The sequence below is a fragment of the Nonomuraea sp. NPDC051941 genome, from assembly GCF_044593615.1.
This window is the reverse complement of sequence record NZ_JBIUCF010000010.1, coordinates 42,517-59,187: the sequence shown is the minus strand read 5'-3', so window position 1 is coordinate 59,187 and position 16,671 is coordinate 42,517. Positions and strand designations below refer to the sequence as shown.

14 protein-coding genes are annotated in these 16,671 nt (G+C 69.8%); 10 read left to right on the top strand and 4 right to left on the bottom strand.

The features are described from left to right. Nucleotides 1–2: 2 nt before the first annotated feature. Nucleotides 3–695, bottom strand: a complete 693-nt coding sequence (locus tag ACIHFD_RS18635; RefSeq protein ID WP_397367967.1) for a type 1 glutamine amidotransferase domain-containing protein — start codon at nucleotides 693–695, stop codon at nucleotides 3–5. A gap of 291 nt (nucleotides 696–986) precedes the next feature. Between ACIHFD_RS18635 and ACIHFD_RS18630 the strand changes: the two genes are divergently transcribed. After that, nucleotides 987–1,835 (top strand): enoyl-CoA hydratase/isomerase family protein, encoded by an 849-nt coding sequence (locus ACIHFD_RS18630; protein WP_397367966.1) that lies wholly within the window; start codon nucleotides 987–989, stop codon nucleotides 1,833–1,835. A gap of 50 nt (nucleotides 1,836–1,885) precedes the next feature. Here the strand turns inward: ACIHFD_RS18630 and ACIHFD_RS18625 are convergent, their stop codons facing one another. Then, nucleotides 1,886–3,412 (bottom strand): FAD-dependent monooxygenase, encoded by a 1,527-nt coding sequence (locus ACIHFD_RS18625; protein WP_397367965.1) that lies wholly within the window; start codon nucleotides 3,410–3,412, stop codon nucleotides 1,886–1,888. Between the two features lie 73 nt (nucleotides 3,413–3,485). On the opposite strand from ACIHFD_RS18625, the gene ACIHFD_RS18620 reads away from it, so the two are divergent. Both ACIHFD_RS18620 and ACIHFD_RS18615 read left to right on the top strand, forming a co-directional pair. Next, nucleotides 3,486–4,169, top strand: a complete 684-nt coding sequence (locus tag ACIHFD_RS18620) for a TetR/AcrR family transcriptional regulator (RefSeq protein WP_397367964.1) — start codon at nucleotides 3,486–3,488, stop codon at nucleotides 4,167–4,169. A 162-nt stretch (nucleotides 4,170–4,331) separates the two neighbouring features. Then, nucleotides 4,332–4,862: a hypothetical protein gene (locus ACIHFD_RS18615; protein ID WP_397367963.1), complete on the top strand. Its 531-nt coding sequence runs from the start codon at nucleotides 4,332–4,334 to the stop codon at nucleotides 4,860–4,862. Nucleotides 4,863–4,975: 113 nt separating this feature from the next. On the opposite strand, the gene ACIHFD_RS18610 is transcribed toward ACIHFD_RS18615, so the two are convergent. Beyond that, nucleotides 4,976–6,976, bottom strand: coding sequence for a serine/threonine-protein kinase (locus tag ACIHFD_RS18610; protein ID WP_397367962.1), 2,001 nt, complete (start codon nucleotides 6,974–6,976; stop codon nucleotides 4,976–4,978). 283 nt (nucleotides 6,977–7,259) lie between these two features. Between ACIHFD_RS18610 and ACIHFD_RS18605 the strand changes: the two genes are divergently transcribed. Continuing rightward, a complete protein-coding gene (locus tag ACIHFD_RS18605) occupies nucleotides 7,260–7,955 on the top strand; it encodes a DUF899 domain-containing protein (protein WP_397367961.1) in 696 nt (231 codons plus the stop codon). Here the strand turns inward: ACIHFD_RS18605 and ACIHFD_RS18600 are convergent. Further along, nucleotides 7,934–8,671, bottom strand: a complete 738-nt coding sequence (locus ACIHFD_RS18600) for an SDR family oxidoreductase (RefSeq protein ID WP_397367960.1) — start codon at nucleotides 8,669–8,671, stop codon at nucleotides 7,934–7,936. The genes ACIHFD_RS18605 and ACIHFD_RS18600 overlap by 22 nt on opposite strands. Before the next feature lie 132 nt (nucleotides 8,672–8,803). Here ACIHFD_RS18600 and ACIHFD_RS18595 point away from each other — a divergent pair, with 132 nt between their 5' ends. The 6 genes from ACIHFD_RS18595 to ACIHFD_RS18570 all read left to right on the top strand — a co-directional run bounded on the left by ACIHFD_RS18595 (nucleotide 8,804) and on the right by ACIHFD_RS18570 (nucleotide 16,669). Next, a complete protein-coding gene (locus tag ACIHFD_RS18595; protein WP_397367959.1) occupies nucleotides 8,804–9,160 on the top strand; it encodes a winged helix-turn-helix transcriptional regulator in 357 nt (118 codons plus the stop codon). Between the two features lie 223 nt (nucleotides 9,161–9,383). Next, the gene (locus ACIHFD_RS18590) at nucleotides 9,384–11,438 is read left to right on the top strand and encodes a hypothetical protein (protein WP_397367958.1); all 2,055 of its coding nucleotides are present in this window, start codon (nucleotides 9,384–9,386) and stop codon (nucleotides 11,436–11,438) included. A gap of 36 nt (nucleotides 11,439–11,474) precedes the next feature. Next, complete coding sequence (locus ACIHFD_RS18585; RefSeq protein WP_397367957.1) at nucleotides 11,475–13,568, top strand: glycoside hydrolase family 36 protein; 2,094 nt, start codon at nucleotides 11,475–11,477, stop codon at nucleotides 13,566–13,568. Nucleotides 13,569–13,579: 11 nt separating this feature from the next. Next, the gene (locus ACIHFD_RS18580) at nucleotides 13,580–14,899 is read left to right on the top strand and encodes an ABC transporter substrate-binding protein (RefSeq protein ID WP_397367956.1); all 1,320 of its coding nucleotides are present in this window, start codon (nucleotides 13,580–13,582) and stop codon (nucleotides 14,897–14,899) included. A gap of 1 nt (nucleotide 14,900) precedes the next feature. Next, a complete protein-coding gene (locus ACIHFD_RS18575) occupies nucleotides 14,901–15,815 on the top strand; it encodes a sugar ABC transporter permease (RefSeq protein ID WP_350742797.1) in 915 nt (304 codons plus the stop codon). Beyond that, nucleotides 15,812–16,669: a carbohydrate ABC transporter permease gene (locus ACIHFD_RS18570; RefSeq protein WP_397367955.1), complete on the top strand. Its 858-nt coding sequence runs from the start codon at nucleotides 15,812–15,814 to the stop codon at nucleotides 16,667–16,669. Before ACIHFD_RS18575 ends, ACIHFD_RS18570 begins: the two co-directional genes overlap by 4 nt. Nucleotides 16,670–16,671 lie beyond the last annotated feature (2 nt).

Below are 16,671 nucleotides of genomic sequence, written 5' to 3'. Positions count from 1 at the left end.
GCCTACGAGAGGACCTTGAGCAGCCGGTCGGCCAGGACGGCTGCCGAGGCCGGGTTCTGGCCGGTGAACAGGTTGCGGTCGACCACCGTGTAGGGCTTCCACACCTCGCCCTTGGAGAAGTCCACGCCCAGGTCGATGAGCTCGTCCTCCAGCAGCCAGCGGGCCTTGGGGCCGAGACCGACCGCGTTCTCCTCCTCGTTGGTGAACGCGGTGACCCGGTAGCCGGCGAAGGGCGACACGCCGCGGATCCTGGTCGCCAGCATCGCCGCCGGGGCGTGGCAGACGACGGCCAGGGGCTTGCCGGAGGCCAGCGCCTCGGTCAGCAGCCGGCCGGCGTCCGCGTCGACGCACAGGTCTTCCATGGGGCCGTGGCCACCGGGGAAGTAGACCGCGTCGTAGTCCTCCAGCCGGGCGTTCGCCAGTCGGATCGGCCGCCGCATCTCCTCCGCGGAGCGGATGATCGCCTCCAGGTCGAGAGCGATCTGAGCGCTACCGGCCATTTCGGGGCGCAGGCTCATCATGTCGACGGTCGGGACCACTCCGCCGGGCGTGGCGACGACGATCTCGTGGCCGGCGTCGGTGAGCGCCTTGTACGGGGCCGCGAACTCCTCGGCCCAGTAACCCGTCGCATGCCTGGTGCCGTCCTTGAGCGTCCAGTATGCCGTCCCGGTCATCACGAAAAGTAGCTTCGCCATCGGACAACCGCCTCCCCGTCCTGCGTCTACAGCATTTTATGTCCGGCGTGATGTGCCGGATGAAAGCCTCCCATGCCGATATTGTTCTCTTTTTGCCAGGCGCCGAGTTTCCGACGGTAGCCGGGACCGGATATTCACCGGCGAATGATGAAGGGGTTACGAAAACGAGGCCGATCGCTCACACGGCGTTTCCCGTCGCGCCTGAAAGCCTTGCCGACCTGTAGACCTTTGAGAATGAAAAGGCAGCGAGGCTGAGCCGCCATTTGGCCGTCAGAGCCTAGCGTCAGATCCATGACCTCACCGACCCGGTTCGCCCTGACCGAGCACTCAGCCGCATTGTGGCGAGTGACGTTCGACAATCCTCCCGTCAATCTCGTCGACGCGACGATGACAAGCGAGTTGAATGCCCTGTTCGCGCGCGCCGAGGCGAGCGACAGTCTCGCGGTCATCATCTTCGACAGCGCCGACCCCGACTTCTACCTGGCCCACTACGACCTGTCCGACAGTGACGAGGTGAAGCGCGTCCTGGCCCGTCCGGAGGAGGTCCACCCGTGGACGGCGCTGCTGACCCGTCTCAGCTCCCTCCCCGTGGCGACCATCTCCTCCATCAGGGGCAGGGCACGCGGTGCGGGGAGCGAATTCCTCCTCGCCACCGACATCCGCTTCGCCAGCCGCGAGAAGGCCATCGTCGGTCAGTTCGAGATCGGCATGGCCGCCATCCCGGGTGGCGGACCCGCCACGCGTCTGCCCGGTCTGGTCGGACGGGGCCGGACCTTCGAGATCCTCTTCGGCGGGCTCGACTACGACGGAGCGCTCGCCGAAATGTACGGGTACGTGAACCGGGCCCTGCCCGACGACGACCTCGACGGCTTCGTCGACGCGTTCGCGTCCCGCGTCGCCTCCTTCGACCTGCAGACGATCAGGGACATCAAGCACTTCGTCAACCTCGCCACGCAGCGGCCCGTGGCCGAGTTCAAGGACCAGATGGATGCCTTCTGGGCCGCGGTGACCCGTCCGGCCCAGCAGCACATCGCGAGGCACCTGTTCGAGGCGGGACTCCAGCAGCGAAGCGACGTCGAACGCGACCTCCCGCATTGGGTGACGCGGTTCCCGTACCGCCCCGGCTCCGACGGGAAGTAGACGGCCCGAACTTCGCCCTCGGGCCACCGTTGGGCCACAGACGACGGACCTCAGCCCGGGCTGAACCAGCGGGTGAGGGCCGCCTTCAGGCTGTCGGGGTCCGCGCCCGCCCAGGCGACGTAGCCGTCCGGCCGGATGAGCAATGCGGGTGCCACGTCGGCGGCGGTTGCGGTCACACGGCGCACCCGGTCGTTCCAGGGCTCTGCGGTGGCGGCGAGGTCGTTCCCGCCGGTGAGGTCGAGAAGCAGGGGGCTGGCGTCGCGCAGGAGCTCGGCGAGGCGCCGCGCGTGTCCGTCGCCGGTGGTCAGCTCAAGGGATGGTACGAACCAGCCGGTGGGCGCGGCGGGGTGTTCCTCGCCCATGTCGTAGCGGACATCGGCGCCCGCCAGCAGGGCGGCGACCAGGTGCAGGTTCTCGGTGTGGCCGAGGAGTTCGGCGAAGAGCAGGCGCAGGGCGGTGACATCGCCTCCGGGCGCCATCAGGGCGGTCGCGGCCTGCGTGTGCATGAGCACGCGTTCGCCGCTCGCGTGGCGTTCGCTTCCGTAGCTGTCCAGCAGGCCTTCCGGGGCCCAGCCCTGCAGTGTGGCGGCCAGTTTCCAGGCCAGGTTGGCCGCGTCCTGCAGCGCCAGATTCAGGGTCGGCCCGTGGCTGACATGGGCGGCGTCGCCGGCGATGAAGACTCGGCCGTCGCGGTAGCGGTCGGCGAGCCGGGAGTTGCGGCCGCACTGGCGGCGAAGCAAGGTGGGCGCACCCTCGGGCGGCGCGGTCAGGGGCAGGCGCACTCCGAGAACCCGCTCAACGCTGTCCTCCATCTCGGCCATCGTCATCGGCGCGCCCGGCCCCGGGAAATCGCCTGCCGGGTGATCTTCCCATTCGGCGGTGTTGACCAGCGGCCGCTCCGGGTCGTGCGCGAGGAGGGTGAAAACGCCCCGCTCGGTACGGTGGAAGTGCGCCGGGATCTCGCCGAGGCCCTCGATCACGACCCGTCCCCCCGGCGCGAAACGGAAGCGGTCGCTCGGCCCGATGAGGGCCGTCCGGTCGACGACATTGTCGTCGCTGGTGCCGAGGAAGGCGATTCCCGCCTGCCTGCGAACCAGGCTGTGGCCGCCGTCGCAGCCGACGAGGTATCGGGTCGTGAAGGTCGTCTCGATTCCGTCCGCACCGCGTGCCACGACGTCGACCTGGTCATCGTTCTGGCTGAAGGACAGCACGTCCCAACCTCGCCGGACCTCCGCGCCGAGTTCTGCCGCGCGCTCGCCGAGCACCCGTTCCAGGTCACGCTGGTTGACCGGCAGGAGATACATCGGGTTATCGCTGCCGAGCACGTGCAGCGGCAGGGGCATCCCGCCGAAGAAGAACCCGGGCGCAGGCACCGGTGCCCCTCGGCCCCCGCAGCGTTCCAGGAGGCCGCGGTTGTCCAGTAACCGCACGACCTGACCAGCGAGGCCGTGTGCCTTGTCTGCCGGGTCCGGTTCCGGCCGTCGTTCCAGCACCAGGGGCCGGGCTCCCGCGAGGCGGAGCTCGCAGGCCAGAAAGAGGCCGGCGGGTCCACCGCCGACGATGATGACGTCGAACATCCCTGACGCCTCCTTAGGATACGCAGCTGTATCTAACGGCGGACACCGTAAGTCACCGCGATAAGATACGCAAGTGGATCCTAGGTACGAGCGGATCGCGGATGAGCGCGGGACGATCGGGGCGCAGGCGGCGGAACGCCGTACCGACGGCGGCGCATCCCGTCGCCGTGGCTCCGAACTCGAGGGCGCGATCCTCGACGCCGCGTGGGACGTGCTGATCGAGCACGGATACCACGGCTTCACCTACGAAGCGGTCGCCGCCCGCGCCGGCACGAGCCGTCCCGTGCTCTACCGGCGCTGGCCGCAGCGCGACGACCTGCTGCTGGCCACGCTCACCAAGTTCTGGCAACCGATCGCGGTGCCCGACACCGGCAGCCTCCGCGACGACGCGATCGGCTTCCTCCGCAACGCCAACGCCGACCGCGCGCCCACGATCACGTTCATGAGCGTGCAGCTGGCGGACTACTTCCGCGACGCCGGCACCAGCTTCGGCGAGCTGCGCCGCACCCTCCTCCCGCCGGGCCAGGCGACCGCCTTCGAGACGATCGTCGCCCACGCGGTCGGGCGCGGCGAGCTGCCCGACGTGCCACGCCCGTCCCGCGTGGTGAACCTGCCGTTCGACCTGCTGCGCCACGACCTGCTCACGACGATGCGCGCGGTGCCGGACGAGTCGATCGTCGAGATCGTGGACGAGGTGTGGCTGCCGCTGCTGGGGACACGACCCCGCCCCCAAGCACCGCGACCGGGCCGTCTCTGAAGCCAGGTCGACGAGACGGACGGGGGCGCCATCGGGCCACAGCGCCGGTGGTACGGGACACGCACCTCAACGTTCGCGAAGACATCTGATGATCTCGTCAATCACCGGCGCCCCTGCCGCGTTCGGGCTACAGTTTGCAGTCATGATCACGGAGGAAGTGCTGTGAAACAGTCCAAAGCCCAACGAATCGGCCGGTCGGCGCTGGTCACGGCGCTGGCCGCCGGCGTCATGATGGCAGGCATCGTTCCCGCGGCGAACGCCGCTGCCACCGCCCAGAAGAGGACGCTAGGGCCGTTCGGGTACGGCAACATCAAGCTCGGGATGACGGAGGCGCGGGCCAGGGCGACCGGGAGGATCGTCCGCAAGACCATCAACGTCCCCACCAAGTGCTCGACTTATGACCTGAAGGAGCGGCGGTACAGCGGTAACCGGGCAGGGATGTACATTTCGAAGAAGCAGGGCGTGGTCACGATCTCCGCGCCGGGCCGCGGCGTCAAAACGCCTCAGGGCATCGGCATAGGCGCCACTCCCGCGCAGTTGAAGGCCGCCTACCCCAACCTGAAGCAGAATGCGCTGTACGGCACCTTCGCCACCGTGCCGGGCAACCCCAAGGCGTCCTACGTCTTCCTCGTGTCGAAGAGGATGGTCCTCGGGGTGACCCTGGTCCTGACCGCTCAGGACTGCTTCGGGTAGCGGCCCCGTCACAGGTGCTCGGCCGAGACCGCGAGACCCGGTGGCAGGCCTGCCTGGCGCCCGAACAGCTCAACGGCGGCCTCGCTGAGGCGGGCTCTGTCGATGGAATCCGTTCATGGAGACGGGTACGGGGAGCTCAGGCTCCAGACCCGGACCTTGCCGTCGTTGCCCCCGGAGACCGCCACCAGGCGGCCGTCCAGGTGTCCGGTTGCCACCGCTTCGATCAGGCCCACGTGGTCCTTGAAGGGTTCGCCGATCGGCTTGCCGGTCGCCAGGTCCCACACCCGTACGGTCTGGTCGTTGTAGCCGCCGGAGACCACGATCGGGCGGCCGTCGTTCAGTTGCGCCGCGGCCAGGCCGAGCGCCCAGCTCCGGTGGCCTCTGAAGGGCCGGCCGATCGGTTCGCCCGTGGCCAGGTCCCAGACGCGTACGGTGTGATCGCCTTTCCCGCCGCCGGAGATCGCCACCGGGCGGCCGTCGAGTCGCGCCACCGTCGCCGATTCGACCGGCCCGTCGTGAGCGTTGACGCGTCTGGCCATGGGAGTGCCGGTGGCCAGGTCCGTCATCAGGATGGTGCCGTCGACGTCCCCGGAGACCACGATCGGGCGGCCGTTCACCTCGCCCACCGCCACCGAGAGCACCCAGCCGCGGCCGGTGCCGACGGGGTCGCCGACCCGGTCGCCGGTGGCCAGGTCCGAAACCTGCACCGTACCGTCGAGACCGCCGGACACCGCCACGGGGCGGCCGTTCACCTGCCCGACCGCCACCGATTCGACCGAGCCCCGATGGCCTTGGAAGGGTGTGCCGATCGGTTCGCCGGTGGTCTGGTCCCAGACGCGTACGGTGCCGTCGCGACCACCGGAGACGACGACCGGGCGGCCGCTCACCTGCCCTGTCGCCACCGACCAGACCGGACCCTGATGCCCCGTGAACGGGGAGTGGAGGGGTGCGCCGGTGGCGAGATCCGATATGAGCACCGTGCCGTCGTAGCCTCCAGAGGCGACCACGGGACGGCCGTCCCACTGCCCGACGGCCAGCGACAGCACCCACGGCTGCCAGCCGTTGACGGGCTCGCGGATCAGGGTGCCGAACGGCGCGCCCGTCGTGGAGGGCTTCGCGCCGGCGGTGGAGAGCGTATTGCCGGGGAGGCTCCCGGCCAGGACGGACGCCAGCCACAAGGCCAAAGGGATCGCGAGGACGACGGCGGCCGCCGCGAACACCTTCGCCAAGCCGGGCGGACGTTGACGGCGGCGGCGCGGGGCGTTTTCGGGTGGCGGTGCGGGACGCCGGTAACCCGTGTCCTGGAGGGGGGTCTCATGGGTGAGCGCGGTGAACAGGTCGGTGATGCTCGGCCGGGACGCGGGATCCTTGGCCAGGCCGGCGGCAAGGAGGGGACGGAGGCGGTCGGGGACGCCTGCCAGGTCGGGCTCGCGGGTCATGATCGCGTTGAGGACTCCCGCGGTGACCGTGCCGGAGAAGGCCCGGTGCCCGGTGGCGGCGTACACCATGGTCGCGGCCCAGGCGAACACGTCCGAGGCGGCCCCGGCCGGCTCTCCGTTGAGCTGTTCGGGCGACAGGTAGGCCGGGGTGCCGATCAGGCCGGATCCCGTGGTGGAGTGGTCCAGCACCCGGGCGATGCCGAAATCGATGACGACGGGGCCCTCCTGGCCCATGATCACGTTGCTGGGCTTGAAGTCCCGGTGCACGATGCCGGCCCGGTGGATCGCGTCGAGCGCGACCAGGGTGGTGATCGCCAACCGGTCCAGCCCGCCGCCCGTGCGCGGCCCCTCCCGGGTCACGAGCTCGTCCAGGGACGGGCCCTGTACGTACTCGCTGACCAGGTAGGGCGCCCGGTCGGCGATCCCGGCGTCGACGACCCGCGCCGTGCAGAACGCCGCCACCGACCTGGCTATCTCGGTCTCGCGCAGGAACCGGTCCAGGGCTTCGAGCTCGGAGGCCATCCGGGCGTGCAGCGTCTTGACGGCCACCCGCCGACCCGAGGGGGCCTGCCCCAGATAGACGACTCCCTGCCCGCCGACGCCCAGCACGCCGATCAGTCGATAGTCCCCGATCTGCCGGGGATCGTTCTCGGCCAACGGGCGCGGACCGGACATGAGGCAATCTTCTCCTGGGGTCAGGGAGGATCCACTCGGCTGCTCAAAAGGTATATGTCCGCATGATGACGCAAAAGCCTTGCCTATGGGCGCATGTGGCGGCGATCGCTCAACGCCTGGTGCTGCCGGCCGAGGCGGGCCTGGTGGCGGGTGCGCTATCGGGGCGGCGTTTCCGCACCGATGCGGGCCCCGTGATCGGGACGGCCCGCTGGAGGCGTTGAAGGATCATCCTGACGGGGATGGGGAGGGGAACGCGGAACTGGACGGGAAGGTGAACGACACCATGAAGACACCCGCGATCGTCACGCCACAGGAGTGGGAGACTGCGCGCAGGCGGTTGCTCGTCAAGGAGAAGGAGCTGACCCACGCCCGGGACGCGCTGGCCGCGGAGCGCCGGCGGATGCCGTGGCTGGCGGTGGAGAAAGACTACGAGTTCGACGGGCCGGCGGGTAAGGCGAGCCTGCCGGACCTGTTCGAGGGCCGTCGCCAGCTGGTCGTCTACCGCGCCTTCTTCGATCCCAGCGTGCACGGCTGGCCCGATCACGCGTGCGTCGGGTGTTCCATGGTGGCCGATCATGTCGGGCACCTCGCCCATCTGAACGCCCGTGACACCACCCTCGTCTTCGTCTCCCGCGCGCCCCAGCCGGACATCGCGCGGGTGAAGGCGCGGATGGGCTGGACGATGCCCTGGTACACCCTGACCGACGACTTCGACGCCGACTTCGGCGTGAACGAGTGGCACGGCACCAACGCGTTCATCCGCGACGGCGACAGGGTTTTCCGCACCTACTTCATCAACGACCGCGGCGACGAGGCGCTGGGGAGCACCTGGAGCTACCTCGACATGACCGCGCTCGGGCGGCAGGAGGAGTGGGAGGACTCTCCCGAGGGCTATCCCCAGACCCCGCCGTACCAGTGGTGGAACTGGCACGACGAGTACGGCGCGGGTGAGGGCCGTCAGCCGGACAGGACCCGGTAGCCCGCGTCCACCGGGATGCAGGCGCCGGACACGGCGTCGAACCCGCCGTCGAGAATGGAGCCGATCACCGCGGCGACGTCCTGAGGATCGAGCATCCGGCCGAGGACCGAGCGGCGCCCCAGCGCCGCCTCCGTCTCGGGCGTTCGCATCATGGCGCTGGCCTCGGTACGGACCGCGCCCGGCGCCACGACGTTCACCCGGATTCCCCAGGCACCGGCCTCCGCGGCGACGTGCTGGGCAAAGGTGTTGAGAGCCGCCTTCGCCGTCGCATGCGCGGCCGCGCCCGGACGTACCAGCTCGGCGCTGAGGCTGGAGACGTAGACGATTCGGCCGTCGCCCTGCTCGCGCATGCGGTCCAGTGCCCGCTGGGTGATGTGGAAGACCCCGGCGAGCTCCCCGGTGACCTTGCCGGCGAAGTCCTCCCACGACATCTCGGCCAGCGGGCCGAACGGCGGGGGGATGTTGGCGTTGCAGACCAGCGCGTCCACCCGCGTGCAGGCCTCGACGAGTTCGGCCACCTGGCCAGGGTCGCGGATGTCGGCCTGGACAGCCTGCGCCGTACCGCCGGCCGCCTGGATCTGCTTGACCACCGAGGTGGCCGCCGACGTGTCGGCGCGATAGTTGACGATCACGTGGAAACCGCGGCGGCCCAGCTCATGTGCTGTCGCGGCACCGATACCGCGCCCCGCGCCGGTGATGAGTGCGATGCGTCGCATGTCATGCCTCCTCTGCTCTACGGCTTCGGTGGCAGACTCTAGGTATTGAGCATTCCAGGAGAAAGTACCTACCTTTTGGTAAGCTCCATACCCTGCCGTCGGCTTTCTGCTCGTCAAGGGGTGGCACGGCGTATGAGTGACGCGTTTCACAGGGACTGCCCGGCGCGCATGGTGCTCGACCACGTCACCAGCCGCTGGGCGGTGCTCGTGCTGACCGCCGTCCGCGGTGGCCCGCTGCGGTTCCACGAACTGCGCACCAAGATCGAGGGGATCAGCGAGAAGATGCTGTCCCAGACGCTGCGCACGCTCGTACGCGACGGCTTCGTCCGCCGAACGGTCACCCCCACCACGCCGCCACAGGTCAGCTACGGCCTGACCGCCCTCGGCGAGGGGATCACCGAGTCGCTCCAGACCCTGTCCGACTGGATCCGGGACCATGCGGGTGACATCCTCGCCGCCCAGGCCGTGTACGAACAGGAAACTCCCTGAGCGGTTCCGCCGACCCTGCGAAGCCAAGGTGGCAGGCCGCATCCCGCGCACGCGGCGGACTCTCGGTCGATATTTGCCGGTAACAACCTGGTAACAGGGTCTTCTCCTCGGCAATGTGAGCGGTCACACTCAGGCAACAAGAAATGTGACCGGTCACATCTGCGCACCTCCACGTCCCCCCAAGGGCTTCGACGCCCGCAGCACGCAAGGAGGTTGTCTCGCCATGAGGAGGAAACATGCCTGGTCAGCGATGCTGGCGGTGGTCCTGTTGACGGGTGCCGTGCACGCCGCCCCCGCCCAGGCCGCGTCCCAGCTCGTCGTCGATCTCGGCAGCTCGACCGGCGCGCTCAGGTACGGAGCCACCGGCTTCCTGTACGGGCTCGGCGACGAGGGCATCCCGAACGAGACCATGCTCGCCGCCCTCAAACCGCAGGTCACCGCCCAGAAGGCGCCCGACGGCCTGCAGCACCCGAACGGCGACGCGCTCAAGATCGCCCCCATGTTCAAACGCGCCGGCGGGCGCGAGATCCAGATCTACATGCAGGACGTCTACAAGCAGTGGCCGTACGAGAACCTGGGCATCAACGACTACCTGGCCAAGGTGGACACGATGGTCAGGAAGGTCGTCGCCGACCCGTACCGCACCTCGTACGTCTACGTCCCCTTCAACGAGCCCGACCAGATCTGGTACGGCGGCAACCTCGCCGGGTTCATGAACGACTACCGGACCGTCTACCGCCGGATCCGCTCCCTCGACCCCGGCGCCCGCATCGCGGGCCCGAACTTCGCGAGCTACCGCTCGGCCGACATCCGGACGTTCATGCAGTTCGCCCGGGACAACGCCGTACTGCCGGACGTCACCACCTGGCACGAGCTCGGCGACGACTTCTTCACCGGCTGGCACACCCACTACGCCGACTACCGGGCGATCGAGTCCAGCCTGGGCATCTCCCCCAGGCCGATCACCATCAACGAGTACGGGCGCTTCTCCGGGGACCTCGGCGTGCCGGGCAACCTGGTGCAGTTCGTGGCGAAGTTCGAGAACAGCAAGGTCGACGGCTGCCTGGCGTACTGGACGACGGCCGGCGGGCTCAACGACCTGGTCACCAGGAACAACCAGGCGACCGGCGGCTGGTGGCTGTACAAGTGGTACGGCGAGCTGACCGGCAACACCGTGGCCGTCACCCCACCCGCCCCCGACGGCTCCCTCCAGGTCCTGGCCGCGCTCGACCAGGGCAAGAAGCAGGCCAGGGTGATCTTCGGCGGCAACAACCCGGCCAGCGGCACGTACGACACCAACCTGGTCGTCAAGGGCATCCCGGGCGCCCTGGGCACCACGGTCCACGCCGCCGTCTGGGGCGTGGACAACACCGGGCTGAACCCCTCCCCCGGCCCGTACAAGGTCACCGAGGCGGACTTCACGCCGTCCGGCGGCCAGATCACGATCCCGCTCACCGGGCTGAAGGGCTCCTCGGCGTACCAGGTGATCGTGACCCCGGACAAGGACCCGACCACCGGCTCCCGCTACGAGGCCGAGTACGCCGCCGCGCCGGGCGCGATCACCTACGGCCCGGTCTCCTCCGCGGACGGCGGCGCCAAGTTCGTGGTCACGGCCCCCTCGGACGGCTACTACAACGTGGACCTGCGTTACTCCGCCTCCGCCGCCCGCACGGCCAAGCTGCGGCTCAACGGCTCCGACCTGACCGACGTCAGCCTGCCCGCCGCCGCAAGCTGGAGCACCGTCACCACCAAGGTGTTCCTGGCCGCCGGGATCAACCGCCTGGAGGTCAGCGCCGCCGGCGTCAACGTCGACTACCTCGACGTGTCGGCGACGACGGGGACGATCACCGCGTACGAGGCCGAGTCCAGCGCCAACACGCTCGGCGGCGCCGCCAGGGTGGCGGCCAACTCCGCCGCCTCGGGCGGGAAGTACGTCGGATATGTCGGCGCCGGCGCGGCCAACACGCTGCGCTTCAACAACGTCACCGCCGCCTCGGCCGGCCGCTACCGCCTGGTCGTCACGTACGCCAACGGCGAGCTGGGCGAGGGCGCCACCAACTACAACAGCAACATCGTCGACCGCTACGCCGACATCTCGGTCAACGGCGGCGCGGCCCAGCGGCACTACTTCCGCAACACGCTGGGCTGGTCGAACTACCGGACCACGGTCGTGGACGTCACCCTGGCCGCCGGAGCGAACACGATCACGTTCGGCAACGCCTCCACCGGCTACGCGCCCGACATCGACCGCATCCAGATCGCCAAGCCGGTCGGCTGAGACAAGCCGACCGGTAAGAAGCAGCAGAGGAGATCCATGAACACCAGCGTCGTCTGGGGCCACCCGAGCCTGCGGGTCGTGCTCGACGTCTCACCCGACGGCCCGGTCGGCGTCCGGTCGCTGTCCGGCGGCGACGCCGCCACGGCGCACCTGCCCAGGGCGACGCAGCCGCTGGTGGAGCTGCTGGTCCCGGAGGAGGGCCGGGCGCGGGCCTCGCACCGCTTCTCCCGGACGGCCGCCGGCCTGCGCCTGGCCTACCGGGGCTGCGAACAGCGCAGGGAGGGGGCATGGCACGTGCTGCAGCTCGACCTGCACGACGCGCGGAGCGGGCTGAGCGCCGAGGTCTTCCTGCGCTCGGCGGAGGGCGTCAGCGCGTTCCAGGTCTGGACGCGGGTGACCAACCGCGGCCAGAACCCCCGGCTGCTGCTGGGCGTCACGTCGTTCGCCGCCGCCTTCGCGGGGGCGGTGGACGACCTGGACGTGGTACGGGCCGACAGCGAATGGCTGGGCGAGAGCCGCTGGGTCCGCGAGGCCCTGCGCGGGCAGGCCGTACCCGATCTCCGCCTGGGCGGCCACGGGCAGGACGGCCGCGGGCGGCTCGCGGTCGTCAGCACCGGCACCTGGTCGACCGGCTCCCACCTGCCCACCGGCGGCCTGATCGACCGCGCCGGCGGGCAGGCGTGGCTGTGGCAGATCGAGCACAACGGCGCCTGGCGCTGGGAGGTCGGCGAGCGGCTCGACGACCCGTACGTCGCGCTGCTCGGCCCGACCGACATCGACCACCAGTGGCAGCACCTGCTCCAACCCGGCGAGTCGTTCACCACGGTGCCGGTGTCGGTGGCGGTGTCCGGCGCGGGCCTGGAAGGGGCGGCCGCGGCGCTCACCGCGCACCGGCGGATGATCGTCCGGCCGCACCCCGACCGGGAGCGGCTGCCGGTGGTGTTCAACGACTACATGAACACGCTGTCGGGCGACCCGACCACGGCCAAGCTCCTGCCGCTGATCGACGCCGCCGCCTCGGCCGGGGCCGAGACGTTCTGCGTGGACGCGGGCTGGTACGACGACGGCGGCACCTGGTGGGACAGCGTCGGCGAATGGCAGCCGTCGCAGACGCGCTTCCCGCGCGGCATCGAGGAGGTCCTCGGCCGCATCAGGGAGCACGGCATGGTGCCGGGGCTGTGGCTCGAACCCGAGGTGATCGGCGTCCGCAGCCCCATGGCCGACAAGCTGCCCGCCGAGGCGTTCCTGCAGCGTGGCGGCGTACGCCTGGTCGAGCACGGCCGCTACCACCTGGACCTGCGCCATCCCCGCGCGATCGCGCACCTGGACCAGGTGGTGGACCGGCTGGTGGAGGAGCTCGGCGTCGGCTATTTCAAGCTCGACTACAACATCGACCCGGGCGCGGGCACCGACCTGGACGCCGACAGCGCCGGGGACGGGCTGCTGGCCTGCAACCGGGCCCACCTGGCCTGGCTGGACGGCGTCCTGGCGCGCCATCCGGGCCTCACCCTGGAGAACTGCGCGTCGGGCGCCATGCGCATGGACTACGCCATGTTGTCCCGGCTGCACCTGCAGTCCACCAGCGACCAGCAGGACTTCCGCCTCTACCCGCCGATCGCGGTGTCGGCGCCGATGTCCGTGCTGCCCGAGCAGTCGGCGAGCTGGGCCTACCCGCAGCCCGACATGTCGGACGAGGAGATCGCCTTCGCGCTGTGCACCGGCATGCTGGGGCGGCTCTACCTGTCCGGCCACCTGGACGGGATGAGCCCCGCCCAGCTCGACTCGGTCCGCGACGCCGTACGCGTCCACAAGGAGATCCGCGCGGACCTGGCCCGCGCGACGCCCGTGTGGCCGCTGGGGCTGCCGCGCTGGGGCGACCGCCATCTCGCCCTGGGGCTGCGTACCGCCGACGTCACATACCTTGGCGTATGGCGACGCGACGGGGCGAAGCCCGTACGGCTGGACCTGCCACATTTGGCGGGATGCGCGGTCGAGATCGACGTGATCTACCCGCGGCACCTGCCGGACTGGGCTCGCGACTGGCAGCCCGGCACCGGCGTGTTGACGCTCACCCCCTGCTGCGACGAGCCCCACTCCGCCCGGATCCTCCGCATCCGCACCGCCTCATGAAAGAGACCACCATGAAGACCACCTGGACGGCCGCCGCCGTCGCGACGGCGCTCGCGCTCGGCCTCGCCGCGTGCAGCGACCCCTCCGTCGAGACCTCCTCCGCCGCGCCCGCCACCGCCGCGGCCTGGCCCGACCCGGCCACCAAGCTCGACGGCGTCAAGCTGACGATCTGGGCCGCCCAGAACAGCAACACCGTCCCCAAGGCGGTCATCGCCGGGTTCCAGCAGGCGACGGGCGCGACGGTCGAGGTCGTGACGATCCCGGACCCGTACGAGCAGGGCATCCAGACCAAGGTCGCCACCGGCGACAAGCCCGACCTGGCGTTCTGGCAGCCGACCGCGTCCATGCTGACCGCGATCAACGCCAAGGCCAACCTCCAGCCGCTGAACGACGCGCCGTGGCTGGCGCAGCTGTCGCCGGACCTGAAGGACATCACCGGCATCCTGGACGGCGCCCGGTACGCGGCCCTCATCACGAGCCCCGCGGTCGAGGGCGTCTACTACAACAAGGAGGTCTTCGCCGCCAACAAGATCACCAGTACGCCGAAGAACTTCGACGAGATGGTGAAGCTGGGGCGCACGCTGAAGGCCAAGGGGGTCACGCCGTTCTTCGAGATGGCCGGCGACAAGTGGGCGACCCAGTGGTGGGTGCAGGTCCAGCTCGCGGACGCGGCCAAGGACGGCCTGTGGGAGCGGATCAACACGGGCAAGGAGACGTTCAACAGCCCGGCCGTCGTCGGGGCGATCAAGACGTACAAGTCGCTGATCGACGAGGGGCTGTTCAACTCCGACATCAAGACCGCGAAGTTCGAGGACCAGGGCGCGGCGCTGCTGGCCGGCAAGGCGGCCATGGTCGTGCAGGTGAACTCGTTCTTCGGGCAGCTGCAGGCCTCGGCCGACACCGCCACGCTGAACAAGAAGATCGGCTTCTTCCCGATCTCGCCGTCGGGGAACGTCGGCACGTTCATCCCCGACCAGTCGAACGCGCTGGTGGCGTTCAAGACCGGGGACGCCAAGCGCGAGGCCGCGGCGCGGCAGCTGCTGGCGTACTGGATGGGGCCCGGCTACAAGGACTTCGTCGCCGACCGCAACACCGTCTCCCTGGAGCCGTCGGTGCCCAGCCCGGCGGGCGTGCCGCAGGCGCTGCTGGACGTGCACGCCGCGCTGCCCACCGCGGTCGGGTCGATGCAGGCGCTGGCGGTGGCCAACCCGGACCTGTACCTGAACCTGGCCGACATGATCACCGGGACCATGACGCCGGAGAAGGTCGCCTCGGCCACCCAGGATCAGTTCGCCCAGCTCGCCAAGGCCGCCGGGGCGAGCGGTTTCTGACGTGCTGATCACCACCTCGCGGCAGGCCGCCTCCCGCACCACGACCGCGACCCGCGGACGCCCGGTCGTCGGGAGGCGGACGCACCCCATGTGGTTCATGGCTCCGGCGTTCGCCATCCTGCTGGTGTTCTTCTTCCTGCCGACGCTGTTCAACTTCGTCTACGCCTTCACCGACTGGTCGGGCTTCAAGAGCGCGATCCGGCCCGTCGGGCTGGACAACTTCACCGACCTGGCCTCCAACGGCACGCTGTTCCGGTCGCTGCGGGTCACGGTCGTGTACGCGGTGCTGGTGGCGCTCTTCCAGAACGCGTTCGGCTTCGGCCTGGCCGTGCTGCTCGAACGCGACACCTGGCTCAACCGGGTGGCCAGGGTGTTCTTCCTCATCCCGGTGCTGATGTCGGCCCTCGCCGTCGGCTACATCTTCCAGGCCCTGCTCAAGCCGACGGGCGGCCTGAACCGGCTGCTCGGGATCGACTATGCCTGGCTGGGCGACACCACCTGGACGGTCGTGGTCGTCGCGCTGATCCACGCGTGGAAGTGGATGGGGCTGTCGATGCTCATCTACCTGGCGGGGCTGAAGACCGTCCCGGAGGACATCGTGGAGGCCGCCCACATCGACGGGGCGTCGCGGTGGCGTACGTTCTGGGCGGTCCGCTTCCCGCTGCTGGCGCCCGCGATCACGTTCAACGTCGCCACGGCGCTGCTGGGCTCGATGAACGGCTTCGACATCGCCCAGGCCACCACCGGCGGCGGGCCCGCCCGCACGACGGAGATCCTGAACATCTTCATCTACCGCACCTTCGGCCAGGGGCTGTTCGCGCAGGCCACGACGATGAGCCTGGTGCTGTTCCTGCTGGTGGCCCTCATGGCCTTCCCTGTCATCTACGTGCTGCGCAAGCGGGAGGAGATCCTGTGACCCCCGTCGTCCCCGACCGCCGCGGGGTGAGCGACGCGCCCGTGTGGCGCCGGCTCCAGCCCGCGGTCACGTTCGTGCTCGTGGTGCTGTCCATCGGCATCCCGCTGTGGCTGGTGCTGGTCACGGCGGCCAAGTCCCGCGGCGAGGCGCTCACGCCGGACCTGTCGCTGCCGACCGAGTGGCACCTGCTGGAGAACCTGCGGCAGGTGTGGGGCGACGGCGAGGTGCTGCGGGCGTCGCTGGGCAGCCTGCTCGTCGTCGTGCCCTCGGTGATCGGGGTGCTGCTGTTCGGGTCGATGGCGGCCTGGATCCTGGCCCGCCGCGCCACGCGGCTCAACGCCGTCCTGTACGCGCTGGCGATCAGCGGCATCGTGCTCCCGCCCGCCGTCGTGACCGTCGTCCTGCTGCTGCGCCAGCTCGGCCTGGCCGGGAGCGCGGTCGGGATGATCGGCGTCTACATGGGCATCTACATGTCCACGGTGATCTTCTTCGTCACCGGCTTCGTGCGGACCATCCCCACCTCCCTGGAGGAGGCGGCGCAGCTCGACGGGGCGAGCCCGATGCGGGTGTTCTGGCTGGTGGTGCTGCCGCTGCTGCGCCCGGTGCTGGCCACGGCCACCATCCTGGTCTGCCTGTACGTGTGGAACGACGTCTTCTACGCCTTCTTCGTGATCGGCGGACGCCTGGACACGCTGCCCCTCAACCTCTTCCGTGTGGCCAGCGCCGGGCTCTATCTCAACAACTGGCACCTGATCTTCGCGTACGTGATCCTGATGAGCCTGCCGCTGGTCGTGGTCTTCGCCGTCGCCCAACGCAAGATCATCTCGGGTATCACCAGCGGCGCCGTCAAGTAGCG